14 protein-coding genes and 1 pseudogene are annotated in these 18,422 nt (G+C 40.4%); 7 read left to right on the forward strand and 8 right to left on the reverse strand.

Going from position 1 to position 18,422, the window contains the following annotated elements; all coding sequences use genetic code 11:
- Nucleotides 1-18: 18 nt before the first annotated feature.
- Nucleotides 19-1,161 carry a sensor histidine kinase gene (locus OSJ91_RS26470; protein WP_350300632.1) on the reverse strand — a complete coding sequence of 381 codons (1,143 nt, stop codon included), beginning with the start codon at nt 1,159-1,161 and terminating at the stop codon, nt 19-21.
- A gap of 613 nt (nt 1,162-1,774) precedes the next feature.
- Between OSJ91_RS26470 and OSJ91_RS26475 the strand changes: the two genes are divergently transcribed.
- Both OSJ91_RS26475 and OSJ91_RS26480 read left to right on the forward strand, forming a co-directional pair.
- A complete protein-coding gene (locus OSJ91_RS26475) occupies nt 1,775-2,410 on the forward strand; it encodes a YigZ family protein (protein WP_485890734.1) in 636 nt (211 codons plus the stop codon).
- 178 nt (nt 2,411-2,588) lie between these two features.
- Nucleotides 2,589-3,611 carry an LCP family protein gene (locus tag OSJ91_RS26480; RefSeq protein ID WP_413019987.1) on the forward strand — a complete coding sequence of 341 codons (1,023 nt, stop codon included), beginning with the start codon at nt 2,589-2,591 and terminating at the stop codon, nt 3,609-3,611.
- A 155-nt stretch (nt 3,612-3,766) separates the two neighbouring features.
- On the opposite strand, the gene OSJ91_RS26485 is transcribed toward OSJ91_RS26480, so the two are convergent.
- The 3 genes from OSJ91_RS26485 to OSJ91_RS26495 form a co-directional block, all read right to left on the reverse strand.
- A complete protein-coding gene (locus OSJ91_RS26485) occupies nt 3,767-4,816 on the reverse strand; it encodes a glycosyltransferase family 4 protein (RefSeq protein WP_350302979.1) in 1,050 nt (349 codons plus the stop codon).
- 86 nt (nt 4,817-4,902) lie between these two features.
- A complete protein-coding gene (locus OSJ91_RS26490; protein ID WP_485890735.1) occupies nt 4,903-6,006 on the reverse strand; it encodes a glycosyltransferase family 4 protein in 1,104 nt (367 codons plus the stop codon).
- Nucleotides 6,007-6,024: 18 nt separating this feature from the next.
- The gene (locus OSJ91_RS26495) at nt 6,025-6,768 is read right to left on the reverse strand and encodes a WecB/TagA/CpsF family glycosyltransferase (RefSeq protein WP_350300636.1); all 744 of its coding nucleotides are present in this window, start codon (nt 6,766-6,768) and stop codon (nt 6,025-6,027) included.
- A 111-nt stretch (nt 6,769-6,879) separates the two neighbouring features.
- On the opposite strand from OSJ91_RS26495, the gene OSJ91_RS26500 reads away from it, so the two are divergent.
- Genes OSJ91_RS26500 through OSJ91_RS26510 form a run of 3 tightly spaced genes read left to right on the forward strand, consistent with a single transcriptional unit; the run spans nt 6,880 to nt 11,032 of the window.
- Nucleotides 6,880-8,310, forward strand: coding sequence for an O-antigen ligase family protein (locus OSJ91_RS26500; RefSeq protein WP_485890736.1), 1,431 nt, complete (start codon nt 6,880-6,882; stop codon nt 8,308-8,310).
- A 4-nt stretch (nt 8,311-8,314) separates the two neighbouring features.
- Nucleotides 8,315-9,841: a murein biosynthesis integral membrane protein MurJ gene (gene murJ / locus OSJ91_RS26505; protein WP_485890737.1), complete on the forward strand. Its 1,527-nt coding sequence runs from the start codon at nt 8,315-8,317 to the stop codon at nt 9,839-9,841.
- 24 nt (nt 9,842-9,865) lie between these two features.
- Nucleotides 9,866-11,032, forward strand: a complete 1,167-nt coding sequence (locus tag OSJ91_RS26510; RefSeq protein WP_350300639.1) for a glycosyltransferase family 4 protein — start codon at nt 9,866-9,868, stop codon at nt 11,030-11,032.
- 37 nt (nt 11,033-11,069) lie between these two features.
- Here the strand turns inward: OSJ91_RS26510 and tagH are convergent, their stop codons facing one another.
- The 4 genes and pseudogenes from tagH to OSJ91_RS26530 form a co-directional block, all read right to left on the reverse strand.
- Nucleotides 11,070-11,867 carry a teichoic acids export ABC transporter ATP-binding subunit TagH gene (gene tagH, locus OSJ91_RS26515; RefSeq protein ID WP_350300640.1) on the reverse strand — a complete coding sequence of 266 codons (798 nt, stop codon included), beginning with the start codon at nt 11,865-11,867 and terminating at the stop codon, nt 11,070-11,072.
- 16 nt (nt 11,868-11,883) lie between these two features.
- On the reverse strand, nt 11,884-12,681 hold the full coding sequence (locus OSJ91_RS26520) for an ABC transporter permease (protein WP_350300641.1): 798 nt from the start codon (nt 12,679-12,681) through the stop codon (nt 11,884-11,886).
- Between the two features lie 3 nt (nt 12,682-12,684).
- Nucleotides 12,685-13,887, reverse strand: a pseudogene (locus tag OSJ91_RS26525) (CDP-glycerol glycerophosphotransferase family protein); the annotation flags it as partial.
- Between the two features lie 59 nt (nt 13,888-13,946).
- Complete coding sequence (locus tag OSJ91_RS26530; RefSeq protein WP_485890738.1) at nt 13,947-16,088, reverse strand: CDP-glycerol glycerophosphotransferase family protein; 2,142 nt, start codon at nt 16,086-16,088, stop codon at nt 13,947-13,949.
- Nucleotides 16,089-16,655: 567 nt separating this feature from the next.
- On the opposite strand from OSJ91_RS26530, the gene tagD reads away from it, so the two are divergent.
- Nucleotides 16,656-17,054 (forward strand): glycerol-3-phosphate cytidylyltransferase, encoded by a 399-nt coding sequence (tagD, locus tag OSJ91_RS26535; protein WP_350300643.1) that lies wholly within the window; start codon nt 16,656-16,658, stop codon nt 17,052-17,054.
- Entirely contained in the window at nt 17,047-18,210 is a 1,164-nt protein-coding gene (locus OSJ91_RS26540) for a CDP-glycerol glycerophosphotransferase family protein (protein ID WP_350300644.1), read from the forward strand. Before tagD ends, OSJ91_RS26540 begins: the two co-directional genes overlap by 8 nt.
- The last annotated feature ends 212 nt before the right edge of the window (nt 18,211-18,422 follow it).

An 18,422-nucleotide genomic window follows, 5' to 3' on the forward strand; every position in this document is an offset into this window, starting at 1 on the left:
ATGTCTATTCTCTATAGTTTATATATGGTAGGGAATTTGTATAAATACTAAAGTGCCTGCCCCTGGTTGTGAATCTATCGTCATTTCACCTTCCAGCAGCTCGACTCTTTCTCTCATTCCCACCAAGCCAAATGAACCTTCTTTTTGAATCGAAGCGTCAAACCCCTTTCCATCATCCTTGACGACGACGGTCACCATCTCCTTGGAAATGGACAGTTTAACTTGAATCTGTTTTGGGTCCGCATGCTTCAATGAATTTTGTACTGCCTCTTGAACCAGCCTGAATAAAGCGACCTCCATATCGGAAGGAAGCCTTTTGACCTGCCCAAGGTTGACGAAATTCAGATTCACGCCATTATTATAGTCTTCGGTCGTTTGCAGGTACTTTCTGAGGGTAGGAACTAGTCCTAAATCATCAAGCGCCATAGGACGAAGGTCATAGATGATTCTGCGCACCTCATATAAAGCATTCCTTACCATGACCTTTAAACTGCGGATTTCCACTAACGCTTCATCAGGACCTCTCTCCCGTTGCACTCGTTCTATCAGATCTGAGCGCATCATGACGTTTGCCAGCATTTGTGCCGGACCATCATGAATTTCACGTGAGAGCTTTTTACGTTCCTGCTCCTGGGCTTCGATTATTTTCAGGCCGAAGTCCTGTTTGCGTTTCGCTTCTTGAAGTGCTTCCCCGACAAATTTAAGATCCTGTGTCAAATAATTCTGTACTACCGATATTTGCGAGACAAGGTGCACCGCTTTATCGATCGTCTGCTGTAAACCCCTTAACCTTAACTCAAGCTCATCCCGGCGATTACGGAGCTCTTTCTCCAATTGCCGGTTAATTTGTAAATCTACTTGCAGCTTATGTGCCCTTTCATAAGCATCGCGCACCTGTTCTTCAGAAAAATGGTTGAAGTGCATACTGACTTCTGAAAGCCTTTTTCGAGCAAACCTGGCTTTTGAATCCAGTGCATCGCTGTCGGTTATCACAATGGCAACCCTGATTTTCACATCATCAAGCTCTTTTGATAATGACTCGAAATCCTTTCGGCATTGTTCGCCGATATCAAAGACTTCATCTTTACTTTCACTAACAGTGCTCACCATTGTTTCTAAGATCTTGTCCAATGCTTTAGCATCAACCTTTTTTATGGACATTAAGATCCCTCCACTTACCAAAAGACTTAAACAATTTATTGTCTTAAAGACTATGTATATGGAAAAAAGTTCTTTTCCTTTTTCATGAATGGTTAAATTTCAGGAAACTTTTGTATGAAGTAACCTTCATGAACATATTGTACCAAAAAAAGATTAAAAATACGTTAATTTCCTTTTGTGATTTCCATAAAATGTACATATTTACTTTACATCTCATATTCCGGCCATTAAGTCTGCCTTTTAAAGGCAGAAAGCCATTTCAATTATCCTAATACATATATCCTTTTCAAACAAATGGGACGTTCCGCTCCATTGATTATCATATGAAACAGATGCATTTATTAAATGGCAAAATCCTTTAAAAGAGAGGACACGTTAAGGTAAAGCCAGGATAATGGCACAGAACTCATGTTTTTACTACAATGTTATTCTTTTAAGCATATATGACCAGCTAATAACAATAACAGGCAATGAAATTAATTATAACACGTACAGCTTTATCTTATATTAAAGTTTCTTTACACATGCGGCTTGTAAATGAATCGTCATTGCCACTTTTTCCGCAAAGCCTTATAATAAATCAACTAATAGGAAGTACGAAGGTGGAATAGCAATGCTCACTAAATATTTAACGGTGGCAGGTCGCGGCGAACACGAAATCGTCATTGAAAAATCCCGTTTTATTTCCCACATCGCGCGGGTCGAAACCGAGGATGCCGCACAGGCCTTTATCCAGGAAATCAAGAAAAAGCACAAAGATGCCACGCATAATTGTTCAGCCTATATGATCGGGGAACAAAATCAAATCCAAAAAGCCCTCGACGATGGGGAACCGAGCGGAACGGCAGGCGTCCCTATCCTAGAAGTGCTTAAGAAAAAGGATCTGAAAGACACCGCTGTTGTGGTCACAAGGTATTTTGGCGGCATCAAACTTGGTGCTGGCGGTCTAATTCGCGCATACAGCAAAGCGACTTCAGAAGGTATAAATACCACGGGTGTGGTCATTAGAAAACTAATGCGGGTCATTTCGACAACCATCGACTATACCTGGCTTGGAAAATTGGAAAACGAATTGCGATCTTCCATTTATCAAATAAAGGAAATACAGTACCTTGATCAGGTCAATATCCTTGTATATGTTGAGGAAACACAAAAAGAGACATATACCGCTTGGATTACAGAGCTGACAAATGGTCAAGGCCACATCACCGAGGAAGAAATGCTTTATTTGGAAGAGAAATTCGCCTGATATATTTCTGCATATTTTTCCTTTTTTATGCTGTAATATAATTGAAAAGAAATATTTATTTTACGAAATTATTAAATCATTGTAAAATTAGGTGTAATATATGACGAAATATAAACTGCAGGATTCGAAAAATAGCGATATATGTCTGATGTTCGTTATTTAAAAGGAGAAGAAAAAGATGTCTACTACTAGGCGTGTTTATAAAATTAAAAAAACAAAGAAGAAAAGGCGAAAGAGGCTTTGGTTATTGCTTGTTCCCCTGCTGGTACTCGGTCTGGGCGCTTCTACGTATGCTGCAACCCTGTATATGAAAGCCCAGAATGTTTTCAATGATTCCTATGACCCCGTGGAAGCATCAGCAAAGCGAAGTGCAGCGATCGACCCGCTCGAAGATAATTTCTCGATCCTTTTCATAGGGATCGATGATAGTAAGGATCGTGATTTAAAAGGAAATTCCCGCTCGGATGCTTTAATTCTGGCCACATTCAATAAAGATCAGAAATCTATAAAACTATTAAGCATTCCACGTGATTCATATGTGTACGTGCCCGCCAAAGGCGTAACCACGAAAATCAACGCGGCCCATGCAGCCGGCGGACCGAAAGCGACGATGGACACAGTGGAGGAGTTACTCGATGTCCCTGTCGATTATTATGTTCGCATGAACTTTAATGCTTTCATCGATGTCGTAGATTCATTGGATGGCATCGAAGTCGACGTCCCTTATGAAATGTATGAAATCGATTCACATGACAAAAAGAATGCCATCCATCTCGAAGAAGGATTACAGACCGTCGATGGTGAAGAAGCATTAGCATTTGCACGGACACGTAAAAAGGACAGTGATATCCAACGTGGTGAGCGTCAGCAGGAAGTCCTGAAAGCCATCATTGCCAAAGCAACCTCGGCTGGATCACTGACGAAATATACGGACGTAATGGAAGCTGTCGGTGACAATATGACAACGAACCTTCAATTCTCGCAAATGAGAGGTTTCATAAAATATGTAACTACCGATAAAGGCATCAATCTTGAAACCATCAAACTTGAAGGTCAGGATTCTACCATTAGCGGAACCTATTATTATCAGCTGAACGAAACATCATTAGCGAACACTAAGCTGTTGCTTCAATCCCACTTGAACCTGGGACCAGATGAAGGCACTGAAACTGAAGCTGTTCAATCACAAATACAAGAATAAAGTGAAACCCCCACTCGTCATGAGTGGGGGTTTCCTTTTTTGTTATCTTTGCACCCCCTCCAGTTAGGAGCAAAAAAGCCACCAGCCGTTACTTTACGGCTGATGGCTTTTCATATACCAAAATTGGCTAATCTAGCAATCTATCTCCAAAATGATCATGGCTTGTTTTTAAAGTTGAGCATCTTGAGCAACGGCTGGTAGTTTGAATTGACCAAACCAATTTTCTCCACAAAAATCTCTATGATCAGCAGAAGTCCCGTTACAAGGATCAATGCTCCCCACATCGTTGCAAATGAGAAGATTATGGCTGCTAAACCAAAGCAAGCAGCTAAAGCGTAAATGAGCAAGACAGTCTGTTTATGAGTGAATCCCAAATTTATCAAACAGTGATGTAAATGGGATTTATCAGCAGCCGAAATAGGCTGTTTATTGACGAGCCTGCGGATGATCGCGAAAAATGTATCCGAAATGGGAACACCCAAAATGATGATCGGTACAATCAATGAAATCATGGTAACGTTTTTAAACCCTAGCAGGGACAGGACGGCAATGATGTAACCTAAGAATAATGCGCCTGTATCTCCCATGAAAATCTTTGCCGGATGGAAGTTATATTTCAAAAAGCCAAGAGTGCTTCCAATCACGATCAATGCGACCATGGCAACAAATAGGTCCCCTTTAATGAGGGCCATAGTTGCAATTGTCACTAATGCGATCGTTGAGACACCGCCTGCAAGACCATCCAGTCCATCTATCAGGTTAATTGCATTAATGATGCTGACAATCCACAAAATGGTGATCGGTATACTTAAAACACCAAATTCAAGTGTATCGGTAAAGAACGGTAAATTGATGAATTCCACTTCAAGACCGCCCCATAATACGATGATGAGGGCAGCCAAAACCTGGCCCAGGAATTTGGGTGCAGCTCTTAATTCAAAAATATCATCAGCCATCCCGATCAAAATGATGACAAGGGCTCCCACCAGAAGGGGCAGCTGCTCCCCAAAATCATCCATGAAAAGCAAGTAGGTAATGAAAAAACTCAAAAATATAGCTAAACCGCCCATACGCGGCATAATTTTACTATGCACTTTTCGCTCATTCGGTTTATCGGTAGCTCCTAACTTAAAGGCCAGCTTTCCGACAAAAGGAGTCAAAAAAATGGATAATAAAAAGGCTACCAACAAGGCCCCTATTAACATCAAGAACATCAAGAACCACCTCAATTCAACTAAAAATCTAATACCCGTAACCGATCTATAAGAAAACCTATATATAAATGCTTATTTTAATTTTTCATCCTCAAATAAACATTATATACGTTATTGGCTAAAATCTCTATAGAAAAGTTGTTTTTTGCAAATTTTTGTAAATCCATCCCTATCTTTGTCAGGTCCCCGGATTTTTTTAATTTTAACGCATTGCAGATGGCCAATTTCAGCTGTTCGACATTGCCGATATCCGTTATCCAGCCCTTGCTTCGATCGGGAATCAATTCCTTTACACCGCCGACATCACTTGTGATTGCCGGAAGACCCGATCTTGCTCCTTCAAGTAAAACCAGTGGAAAACTTTCACTTAAGGAAGTCAATAGTGTGATGTCCCCCAATGGGTAGATTCGATCTAAATCTTCACGATACCCTAAAAAGTGCACGTGATCGGATAATCCCTTTTCCGTGACCATCTCTTCCAAAGCCGGTCTCCTGCTCCCGTCCCCTGCAAGCAGCAGCTTTACATGGGGGAATTCCGATACCACTTCACTTAATGCCGCAAAAGCAAATTCATGACCTTTCACACGTTCAAGCCTTGCTGGCATGATGATGATGAAATCCTCTTGCCCAAACCCGAAATCTTCTCTTTGAAACGGGAAAGGCAGTTCCTTTTCAAAGTCAATTCCGTTTAGGATCTTTGTTATTTTGGACGGATGGATTCCTTGGTCAATCAAGTCCTGCTTAAAGCGGTCTGAAACCGCCAGTATATGATCGGCATATTGAAATGACCTTACATGAAGGCCCGTATACAATTTTCCTTTTACACCCTGCCCTAAAAAGTCATGTTGAGGTGAACTGTGAACAGTAAGAAGCCAAGGGCATTTAATGAAGCGCTTAATAAAGGCCCCATATATATTCGCCCGCGGACCATGTGTATGGATGATGTCTATATTATTTAGACGGATAAAGTCCCTTAAAGGTTTCAAAATTGAAAGGTCATATTTGGAATGTTGCTTGAAAAGTTCGGTTTGTATCCCGGAGGACATGGCCCGCCGGTATAGTTCACCATTTTCAAATACACCAAGCAAACACTCCTCTTTATTCAATTGGTTCAGTAAGGACATAATATGAAACATACCGCCGCCAGTTTCATTACCGGCGTTTAAATGCAAGATCCTCATCCAGTCCACTCCTTATGTTCAGGAACGCTGCACCGATTTCCTCAACCGCCTAACCTTTAATACGAATCTTGGCAGCGCAAGCATCCGTTTCCAACGTGAAGGTTGCTGGATAAGTCGGTACAACCATTCAAGACGCATCTTTTGCCAGAAAACCGGGGCGCGGTTCACCTTACCCGCAAGGACATCAAAGCTTCCCCCAACCCCCATGAATAACCCCTTATTGAAAAATGCATAGTGCCTGGAAACCCATTTTTCCTGCCTAGGGAACCCCAATGCAGTCAAAATGATGTCAGGTTCAAGTTCCGCTATCGACTTAGGCAGGGTATCATCCTTGATATCAATGTAACCATGGTTGTATCCCACCAACTCGAGACCCGGGTATAGTTCTTTTACTTTCAGGGCCGCCGCTTCAATCACGTTTTCCTCCGCTCCAAGCAGGTATACCTTCAGCGCTTTTTCATCAGCGACCCGAAATAATTCATTCATCAAGTCGAATCCTGTAATCCGCTCTTGTAAAGGTTGATTTAGCCATTTAGAGGCCATAATAATACCAACGCCATCAGGAGTGATGTAATCAGCCGATAAAATGATGTCTTTATAACCCTGATGTTCATTTGCATACTCGACTATTTCCGGATTTGCCGTAACGACAAACGTTTTTTCCTGATTCATCAATCTTGGATATATCATTCCATTCATGAATTCATCCATATTGCTATCAATGAATGGTATGGATAGTATCTCAACAAACTTTTCTGTCATTTCACTTCAGCCTTTCATATGTACTATACATCTAAAGGGTGGGGTATTATTCAAGAAATTTTTTCATACACATCATAGAACGTGATTTTGGATTCAAAGGTGGTTAATCAATTGAAGTTTATAGAAAAACAATCGTTACCCATTCTATTACTGTGCCTGCTCGTCCCATCGGCAGTGCCTCACCCTATCGCCGGTTACATGACAACGGCGTTGATGCTCGTTTTTATCGGTATAAATAAAAAAAACCTGTTATTAATTCTATTCATTTATTTCCCTGCCCGTCCCTTATTGATGGAACTGAATAGCGGCTTAACCTATACAGGTGACCTGATCATCCTCACCTTATTCGTTTCTTTGCTTATTGAAAGATTTAAAAAGAACGAATGGCAATTTTCGAAATATCATTTTACTGCGCCATTTTGGTTGTTTTGTTTAATTGGCGCCGCAGCTGCACTCATGAACGGGGTGGGAATCCTCCCCATCCTTTTTGAACTTCGTGCATTGCTTATTACATTCTTGCTTCTTTACATTATCGGTGAATTAAATCTAGAAAGAAAGGATATCTTTCGCTTTTTGAAGGTTATCCTAATATTTACAATCTTACTTTGCCTCCATGGCATAGTGGAGAAAATCTTTTTACGCACGATTCTGCTTCCACACTCATGGGAAATGTGGAATCTTTCTCCAACAAACCGGATGAGGATTTATGGAGCACCTGCCAATCCCAATGTATTCGCCTTATTCTTAAGCATCCAGTTATTCCTTAGTTTCTTTCTATTTCAGTCGCTGAAAAAATATAAATGGATCGTCTTTCTCGCTGCCATCCTGCTTTCCGGAACGTTACTGCTTACCTATTCGCGGGGCACGATGATTGCATTCGGGTTCGCGGCGCTTGTCTTTATAATATGGACCAGAAATAAACCATTTCTCAAATATGCTGTAGGAGCATTTTGTCTCGGCCTGCTTCTTATTTATTACCCAGTTTTATTTGCATCAAGTAAAGTGGAGGTATCCGCATCGATTCCCATGGAAAATGTGATAATCGGCAGCACCCCCTCTACTGAAAACGAACATGCCCTCTCCAATCGTTTTTCAGATATGTTCTCTGATAAGACTCTGCACCAAAGTACAGAGTGGGGCCGTTTATATGTCCTGATCAAGGGAATTGAAATTTTCAAAGATCACCCGATAATCGGTACAGGGTTAGCAACCTTCGGAGATTCTGCCACACTATCCTTTTCCTCACCAATTTATCAGGAATACCAAATTGGTGAAAGGATGTATACCGATAATCAATATATCCAGATTCTGGTCCAAACTGGTGTGCTGGGCTTTCTTGCGGTTCTTGCATTCATCTTTTTAACCTGCCGTACAATCCTGAAATCAGGAAAAGGCACTTTGGCAGCGTTCACCATCTGCCTGATGTTGGCCGCATTATTAGCAGGACTTTTCTACAATATTCTCGAAGATAAAACGTTTACGCTGATATTTTATAGTTGTTTAGGATTCTGTTTACAGAAGGACATCATTTTAAAGGATTGAAAATATGCCTACTCTTTCACATGTCATTAAATCGGTCGGGCTCGTCACCATTATTGCAGCCATTGGAAAAGTCCTCGGATTCGGGCGGGAATCGATCATAGCCGCCTATTTCGGGGCATCATCGATGGCAGATGTTTTTTTCGTGGCAAGCCTCATACCAACCATTCTTTTTACGGCTCTCGGCAGCGGTCTTCAGGCCGGCGTTATCCCCATTTACTTGGAAAAGAAGGCGGATAACCCTTTGAAAGCTGATGAATTCATCAGTGTTTTAGGTTCTTTCTTTATGCTGGTAGCCGCAGTCATGACCATTGCCTGCATGCTTTTCATAAAGCCGCTCGTCTTGTTGACGGCCCCGGGTTTCTCTGATTCGGAGCTGGCCCTGACGGAGTCACTTACCCGGATCATGCTGCCAAGTTTACTATTTTTCACGCTTTCTTACATGGCGACGGGGGTCCTCAATGCGAATAAGCGCTTTATTCTGCCGGCCCTCACTTCCACTGCACAAAACACGGTCATTATCGCAGCCACCATTCTGTTCGCTGCTCCGTTTGGGATTGAAGGCTTGGCTTGGGGGTTTGTGTTCGGTGCAGCAAGCCAGTTCCTTATTCAATACCCATCATTGAAGCAGTACGGAATCCGGCCCATCGTCTCTTTCCTGCCTCATAAACGGCAGATCGCACAAACACTGTGCACCTTTTATCCAATCATTATCGCCGCTTTGGCGATCCAGTTGAATAGTGTCGTCGATCGGATTATTGCGACCTCGCTCGAAACCGGAAGCGTATCGGCCCTGAACTATGCGAATCGCCTGCTGTGGCTGCCATTAAGCATTGTCCTCACGCCGCTGATTACCGTATTGTACCCTTCAATCGTCGAGCGCGCGCTTATAGGCTATCAATCTTTCCTTAATTTGACCTTAAAGGGGTTGAAATCGCTGTTATTTTTAGCGATTCCGTTCATGGTCGTCATGTTAATCAGCGGAAACAGCTTAATCACTCTGGCTTTCCAACGCGGGGCTTTCGATGCTTCAGCAACCGAAATGACTTATAGGGCATTCATCTTTTATTCAGCTTGCCTCCCGTTCTTTGCACTGAGGGATTATTTGATGAACGCCTTCTACGCCTTGAAGAAAACGAAAGTGGCGATGTATTCCTGCCTGATTGCCGTATTGCTTAACGTCCTGCTCAGCTGGGTCCTATCACGTTATCTCGGCGTCGGTGGAATCGCTTTAGCATCGGGTATTTCCATGCTCCTGCAATCTCTCTACCTTTTCGTCTATCTATGGCTGAAGACAGCAAGAGCGGACAAGGCCGCTTTCAGGGATGTTTTTCAGGAAAGCAGCAAGCTTACCATCATCGGAGCCATCATTTACGGAATGGCTCTCTGGATCCACCCGCTTACCCTAAAGTTGCCCATCATCATGGAATTAGTGATCATCTCGCTGCTGGTATTCGGATTATATCTCGCATTATCCATTCTTTTTAAAGTAAGCAGCTTGCAAGCGCTGAAAAGGATCAAATCATCAAATTAATGCATTAGAAGAAGGAGTGCTACTATGGACATTTTAATCACAACGATTTTCAACTACCCTCATGAAGGAGGGCTATCGAGTCATATCACTACGTTAAAAAAGGGGTTAATGTCACGGGGACATCATGTGGACATATTATCTTTCTCACAATTACCCCCTTTCAAGAGGAAGATGCTCGCCCAGGCCCCAGGATTTTTATTAAATAAAGTAAAACAGGGGAGCGGCCAGCTTTTCAATGACCGGCAACGCCAAAAATTATTGGCTTCATCTATTAAAGCCTTGAAAAAGAACTATGATGTCATTAATGCTCAAGACATTTTCGCAACGCTTGCCTCCATCGAATCCGGGATACCGACGGTGCAAACCGTCCATGGGTATTATTCTTTCGAGGCAGTCAGCAGGGGCGCCCTTCTTCCGGACAGTGAAGAAGATTTGACCATTCGCGAACTAGAAAGAAAAGCATATCAGTCCGCTGCAAAAGTAGTGACGGTCGATCAAAGGATCAAAGACTATATCAATCACTTGGCACATATAGAGGCGGATACGATCAAGAACTTCATTGACGTGTCTGCTTTCAAACCGGAAAGAGCAAAGCGGGAGCAAACTCGCCGGGACTTTCAAATACCTCTACATAAAAAGATGCTTTTCGTTCCGAGAAGAATGACGGAAAAGAACGGCGTCATCTACCCGCTTCTTGCTCTGCCGGAGGTGCTGGAAAACCATCCTGAAACAGTATTGGTCTATGCAGGTACGGGTGAACAGCGAAGCCGGCTTGAGGAAACTGCAGCCAGGATCAAAATATCAGATTCCGTACTTTTTCTCGGTTCAGTGCCGTTCGAGAAAATGCATAACCTCTATGAAGCATCGGACATCGTACTCATCCCAAGCGTTCATTCCCATGGGGTGGAAGAAGCGACTTCCATTTCCGCTTTAGAAGCGATGAGTTGCCGCTCACCCGTCATCGCAAGTGCAATCGGAGGTTTAAAGGAGATTCTCATTGATGGTGAAGATGGTCTGTTAGTAGCTGAAAAAAATGAAGAAGCACTTGCGCAAGCCATCTCCAACCTGCTTAATGATCCTGAATATGCAGCAAAGTTAGCTACGAAAGCAAGATATAAAATGGAAAGCGAATACTCCCACCTTTCAGCTGCCGAGCGGTTTGAGAAAGCTTATGATGAAGTGCTTAACTAAAAAAAGCAGACCCGAAGCCCGGGTCTGCTTTTCACTTTCATACCAGTGCGGAACTGCGCCTTTTCATTTGTTCTTCACGGTATTTTTTCTGCTCTTTTTTAGACATGGCGTTATATTCTTTCAAGAATGCTTCATATTGTGGCATTACTTCGTTCATGGCACCGTATGCCTTTAACTCTCCATATTCAAGCCATAAAGCCTTTTGGCAAAATTTCTTCATCTGACCGATTGAATGGCTGACAAAGAACATCGTTTTGCCCTTTGCCTTAAATTCGTTCATTTTCTCTAAACACTTCTCAGCAAAGTTTTTATCCCCGACTGATAGGGCTTCATCAATAATCAGGATATCTGGATCGATATGCACGGAAATCGAGAAACCAAGTCTGGACTTCATCCCGCTCGAGTAGGATTTCACTGGTTGATCAATGAACTTACCAAGCTCTGAAAACTCGATGATCTCAGGCTCCAGTTCTTTGATCTGATTCTTGTCGAATCCAAGCATCAGCATTTTCAGTTCGATGTTTTCCCTGCCCGTCAATTGATTATTAAGGCCCGATGCAACGGCAATCAATGCCGGTTTCCCGTTGGTTTGGACATTTCCATCCGTTGGGGGGATAATGCCGGCAATAATATTGGACAAGGTTGATTTCCCGGAACCGTTGACACCGACAAATCCGATTACATCACCCTTTTCCGCTTCAAAACTAACATTCCTCAGAGCAAAATACTCTTCTCCATAGCTTTTCGGTAAAAGGAGATCCAATAATTTTTCCGAGCTTTTATTATATAATTTATATTTTTTCGTAACGTCTTTGACTATAACCGATTTTTCCAAATTTTCTCACTTCCGTTTACTTAAAGTCAACAAAGCGATCTCTAAACCTGACATGCAGCGTGGAACCTATCAAAAACAAGATGATTACGACTGCCCAGAAATAAAGCGTATATTCCCAATGCACTATCAGGTACCATGATTCCCCCAATAATGAAGCACGATACCCATCCACAATATAATATAGTGGATTCAACTTCATGATATCAGCGATGAGTGGATGATCTTTAGGATCTATTACCCAAAGGATTGGCGTTAAATAAAACAGTACTTTCATTAAGGACACGATTATATTGTGAACATCACGAATGATGGTCGATAATGTTGAAGAAATTAATCCGAATGAAAATAGCAAGGCAACCGTAGCTACGATAAAATACGGCAGTTGTATGATATAAAATGTGGGGAGGTAACCAGTGAAACCTAAAAGTATGATAATCACTCCAAGCAGCATAAGATGCTGGTACAGCTTCGCAAAAATGACATAAGTAGGAATGACACTCAGCGGAAAGCTCATCTTGGATACCATATTCAGTCGGGAATAGACAGATTTGGATACCTGGGTTGTACTCGCATTAACAAAAAACCAGACAACGATCCCTGCCATCAACCATGGTAGGAATTCCTCTCCGCGATTAAAGATCCCAAACCCGAATACGAACCAATAGATCGAAATCTGTATCATCGGACTGATGATCTCCCATAGGATTCCTAGATAGTTACTGCTGTTGGCACTTTTCACCTCATAAACAGACAAACGCCTTGCCAAATAAAAATTATTGATTTGTTCTTTTAAAACGGTCAAAGCTGAACTCATATATTACACAGACCTTCCTAAAAACACTTTTTCTATAACACGTCGTGTAGCCTGGCCATCCTCGAGTGCACAAAACCGTTCGTGAAAACGATTCATTTCAACTGTATTTTCTGATTCAATGGCCTTGATACTATCAATTATTTCATCAGACGTTTTAACTAACGAACCTGGTGCATTCGTTTCAAAATCAAAGTAAAACCCACGAAGCTTGTCCCTGTAGTTCTCAATATCATATACATAGAAAAGCATCGGACGCTTTAAATTAGCGTAATCAAAAAATACTGAGGAATAATCCGTTATTAGTAAATCTGAAATTAGATACAAATGACTGATATCTTCATAACTGGATAAATTGTAAGCGAATCCTTGATAAGCCGATAAATCCAAGTTCTCGGAAATTAAATAATGAAGACGGAGTAATATTACATACTCATCCCCTAATTCCTGTTTCAATCGATTCAAATCCAGTTTAATTTCAAACTTATATTTCCCCTTGCCATAAAACTCATCATCTCTCCACGTAGGGGCATATAAAATGATCTTTTTCTCTGATGGTATACCCAACTTCCGTTTCAATGAATCGATTGTATCACGATTATTTCCATTGTAAAGTAAATCATTACGCGGATAACCTGTTTCCAAAATTTTAGAAGTATCAACATTGAAGGCCCGGGCAAAAATCTCACTAGAATAAGCGTTAGGGGATATTAAATAATCCCATTTACTTGATTCGGCATGGAAGTTTTCTTTATAACTTTCCGTGGTTGTCCCAGGCATATGCACTTCCTTCATATCTGCAGCAAGTTTCTTTAAAGGAGTCCCATGCCATGTTTGCAAATAGACCGTGTGCTTCGGCTTAGGAATCCACAGCGGCAGCCTGCTGTTCGTAACCCAATAGCGGGCTCGAGTCATTTTGAGCAGCCAACTAAGTGAAAAACGTTTGAGATATGGAATACCTGCCCCTTCGAATTGAGATGTATGCCTTTTATCTACACTCCAATACATTTTATATTCTGGATGGTGACTCTGCAAGTATTCATATATTGCCCGGGGATTGCAGCTATACTGCTTGCCTAAAAAGCTTTCGAAAACAACAAGCTTTTGATCTGCAGGCAACACTTTACCTGCAACGGCGAAAGCCATTTTATAGGCGCTCGTTAGCATAGCTTTCCCTTTCGTCACTATTGATGCCATATGCTTCCCCTTTCAAAAAAAGAACCGACTGTTAAACAGCCGGTATATTCATGATCACATTGAAAGCCATTCTAAACAGTAGTATTGCTCTTCACAAACACTTGCTCTACAACGCGTTTAGAGGATTCCCCGCATTCTAAATAGCAAAACTTTTGATAAAACTCTTCAAATCGTCCACTCAATTTGAAATTGCTTCTTTCGATATTCCTGACCTCTTCAATAAGTTCTTCTGTGGTCTTTGTCAAAAGACCAGGTGCTTTCTCTTCAAAGTCAAAATAGAAGCCCCTTAAGTTATCACGGTAATCTTCTATATCATACGTAAAGAAAATCATAGGTCTTCTTAAGTTCGCATAATCGAAGAAGACGGAGGAATAGTCCGTCACTAGTAAATCAGATATCAAATATAGTTCGCGAATGTCCTCTAAATGAGAGAAATCATAGGCGAAGCCTTCAAATTCGGAAAGATCCATGTTCTGGGCCACTAAATAATGCATACGCATAATGACAATATAGGAATCGCCAAGCTCTTCCTGCATCCGCGCTAAATCCAGCTCCAAATTAAACTTATATTTCCCTTTCCTGAAAAATTGATTATCTCTCCAGGTTGGGGCATACAAAATAAGTTTCTTATCAAGAGGAAGATTGAATTTTCTTTTAAGCTCATTAATCGTTTCTTCATTATTGGAGTTATGCAAGAAATCGTTACGTGGGTAACCTGATTCAATCATCTTCCGGTCGAACTGGAATGCCCTTTGGAAAATCTCTGTGGAATACGCGTTTGGTGAAACTAAGTAATCCCAGTTACTCGCTTCCCTCAGGAAGTTCGCTTTATATTTATCCGTATTGGTCCCAGGCATATGAACTTCTTCCATATCCATCGCAAGGCGCTTAAGGGGAGTTCCATGCCAAGTTTGAATATATATCGTGTGTTTAGGCTTTGGAATCCACAACGGAAACCGAACATTGTTAACCCAGTACTTTGCCCTCGTCATGATCAATAACCATCGGATGGAAAAACGTCTGACATACTCTACATCCTTTTGAGCAAAATACTTCATTGAAGCACGGTCGACGCTCCACACCAGTTTATAGTCTGGGTTATTCACTTTCATGTATTCATATATGGCCCTAGGGCTGTCGCTATATTGCTTTCCATGATAGCTTTCGAATACTACCAATTTTTTATTGGCTGGAATAAGCAGGCTCATTACAGCAAAAGCTGACTTATACCATTTCCTCAGACGCTTACTTCTTCTGGTTTTCACCCAGGTACTTTTCGCTTTTTTGAGAACCTGCGTTTTAAAATTATATTTAGAAGCAGATAAAGAAAAGTACTTCGATATTTTTGTTGCTTTTATTTTAATTTGTATTTTTTTATTCTGTACTTTAATTATTCTTTTTGCAGGCAGATCCTTTATAGTACTGCATTTCATCCGAACACTTCTTACTTCTTCCATTTCGCCATTTCTTTCATAATGCAGAACTGTATAGAACATGAAATACTTTGGCTGCTCTCCATCGATTTCAGACCTCAGATCGACCTCGCCTTGAAAACCGATATTTTCATGAAGCTTGATTCCAGGAAACCTTTCCAGTAGGTCTTTACGTTCAAAACCAGTCAAAGGTATGATAACTTCTTCTTCATTTAAATTATTCCTGACCAGTAATTCAACTTTTTTGAATTCAAGCTCATCCAATTGGAATAATGGAGGAAAATTAAAATGACCATTAAGATGAACTGTGCCATCCTTTCGTAGCTCAATATCTTCAAAAAAGGAAAACATCTTATAATCATTCGCATAAAAGGAAAGGTTACCTTTTTTTGTCGCAAATGGATAAAACATTTTTTTGCGATCTTCATTCAGAATGGAAAAGAAATTCAACTGGCGTTTTTTACTTCTAATCCGTTTTGTAACAGGTGCACCTTCGATTTCCCGAAGGATATGCAAATCCCACATTTCACCCTCAACAAGGCGATCTTTTAGTGGTTGATACGGCAGCTTCACTTCAAATAAAAAATAATCATCCGTTTGATCTTTCACATGAAAATCCAAATGGATTATATCATCTATATTGTATCTATTCGTTAAAATAAAAGAGTGACTCTCTATTCCGTCAAGAAAACTCTGTTTTATGGCTATTTCTATATAATAAACTTCATCAATAAGCCGGACATTCATCGTTTTTCTATTCTTAAAAATATAATTCTCCATTTTGAAGAAATTCCCCTCTCGGCAGCAAGCATATCATATGCTCCAAATAAGAATATTATAGGATTACAAACATCTAATTTCAAACTTACTTTTATCTAATATCATTAATTTTATAACAATGACCCATTTTCTGCCTTGAATTTTCAATAATCGATTGAAGAGTTCAAACAATGGTCATTTTTGATTTCGGAAACCTAAACAAGTCTAGCAAAAAAATTACATCCGGTCTATTACCTCGCGATTTTTAACATAAATGAAATATACCTTCCTTTTACTGAATTAGTTATGTGTTATACTAAAACTCTGATTATCATCATTTCAATATAACTATAGTTATTCATTCTTGATAAACAACCAATTAAATTATAGAATTGAATCCAAAATTACAATTTACATTATCTTTATAATCTAACAGGATTGTAAAATTTTTGTGGTTCAATTGTAAATTTTATTTGTTATAATTAGATAGACAAGACATCTAAGCATCATTTATAAGTAACGAAGCGTCTTTTTTTTTGCGACCATCAAGATTAAATATATAAATACATTTGTACAGGAGGAATAAAGATGAAGAAAGTAATCACTTACGGAACCTTTGATTTGCTTCATTGGGGTCATATCAATCTATTAAAACGCGCTAAAGACTTAGGGGATTATCTGATCGTTGCCATTTCCACGGATGAATTTAATGCTTTAAAAGATAAAAAAGCTTATCATAGCTTTGAAAACAGAAAAATGATCCTTGAATCAATCCGCTATGTGGATGAAGTTATACCTGAAGACAATTGGGAACAAAAGAGGGAAGACATCGTTCGTGAAGGTGTAGATATCTTTGTAATGGGTGATGACTGGAAAGGCCAATTCGATGAATTATCCGAAGTTTGTGAAGTGGTCTACCTTCCAAGAACAATCGGCATATCGACTTCCCAAATTAAAGAGGACCTTTTACAAGTTACTAATGGCTAAAGAATTCGCGATAGGGATTTATCTTTTTTGTTTCAAAGTTTTATTCTCTATCTTTAAACTTTTCCCTTTATATGACAAAACGACCTTTGTCACATCATTCGGGGACAATTGCCAATATATCGCAAATGAAATGGACAAGCAGGACATTTCCATTCAAAAAGTATTTTTAATGAAATCGAGCAGTTCCATACAAGTTAAGGACGATGGGGAAACCATCGTCCTTCCGTTTGAATCAAAAAATATCATGGCCATGATCCGATCGGTTTATCATCTGGCTACATCAAAGTGGATTATCATCGATAATTATTTTGGCTTTCTTTCAGCTATTGCATTCAAAAAGCAAGTGACATGTGTCCAAGTGTGGCATGCAGCCGGTGCCGTTAAGCAATTCGGGGCAAAAGACCCTTCCATTCAAAACCGTTCAGCCGGTGCAAGGAAAAGATTTTTAGAGGTATATAACAAATTCGATTATGTTACGGCAGGTTCAGAGAGAATGGCCGAAATTTTTCAAGAAAGTTTTCAACTGCCGGCATCCCATATCCTAAGGACCGGGATACCTCGGACCGATTTCTTTTTCAATGATGAATCAAAAAGAAATGCCCGTAATGCTTTGCTGGACAAGTATCCAGAACTTGAGCATAAGAAAATCATCCTGTATGCCCCTACATTCCGTAATGATGGCTTGAACAGCGGAGAGATTGCACTTGATTTGGAATTGCTCTACAAGGAACTTCAGGGCGAAAATTATGCGTTATTGCTAAAACTGCATCCAGCAGTAAATGCAGAGCATGATTTACAAGATAAATTCCCGGGATTCATTTACCCTATCAATAGTGAATTTCACGTTAATCAGCTGCTTATCAGTACGGATCTTTTAATAACCGATTACTCATCGATACCATTTGAATTCTCTTTCTTGGAAAGACCCATGATATTCTTTGCATATGACTTAGAAAAGTATGTGCAGGAACGGGGATTCTGGGAGGATTACTCCTCTTCCATGCCCGGACCCGTGGTATCTACCACAGAAGAACTCTTAAAGAAAATCCGAGCCGCCGATCATTCATTACTGAAGATTGCATCCTTTAACCATAAATGGAATGAATACTCCACAGGAAATTCAAGCAGGAATTTAGTCGATTTCCTTTTTAAATAAAACACCCACTTCGTAAAACGAAGTGGGTTTTCATTTTTCCCTATGGAAATGCACATCCTAAAAAGGGGACATTTTTACAGAGAATGACAAATAAAAACGCAAAACTCCTCAATGTGAAAAAAGACTCACAATATAGAAAATATTGTAGATTACATTACTCAAAACCCTCCAATATAAACCAGTAAAATACTACTATTTTCCCCATGTAACAA

Source organism: Bacillus sp. T-10(2022) (assembly GCF_056502895.1).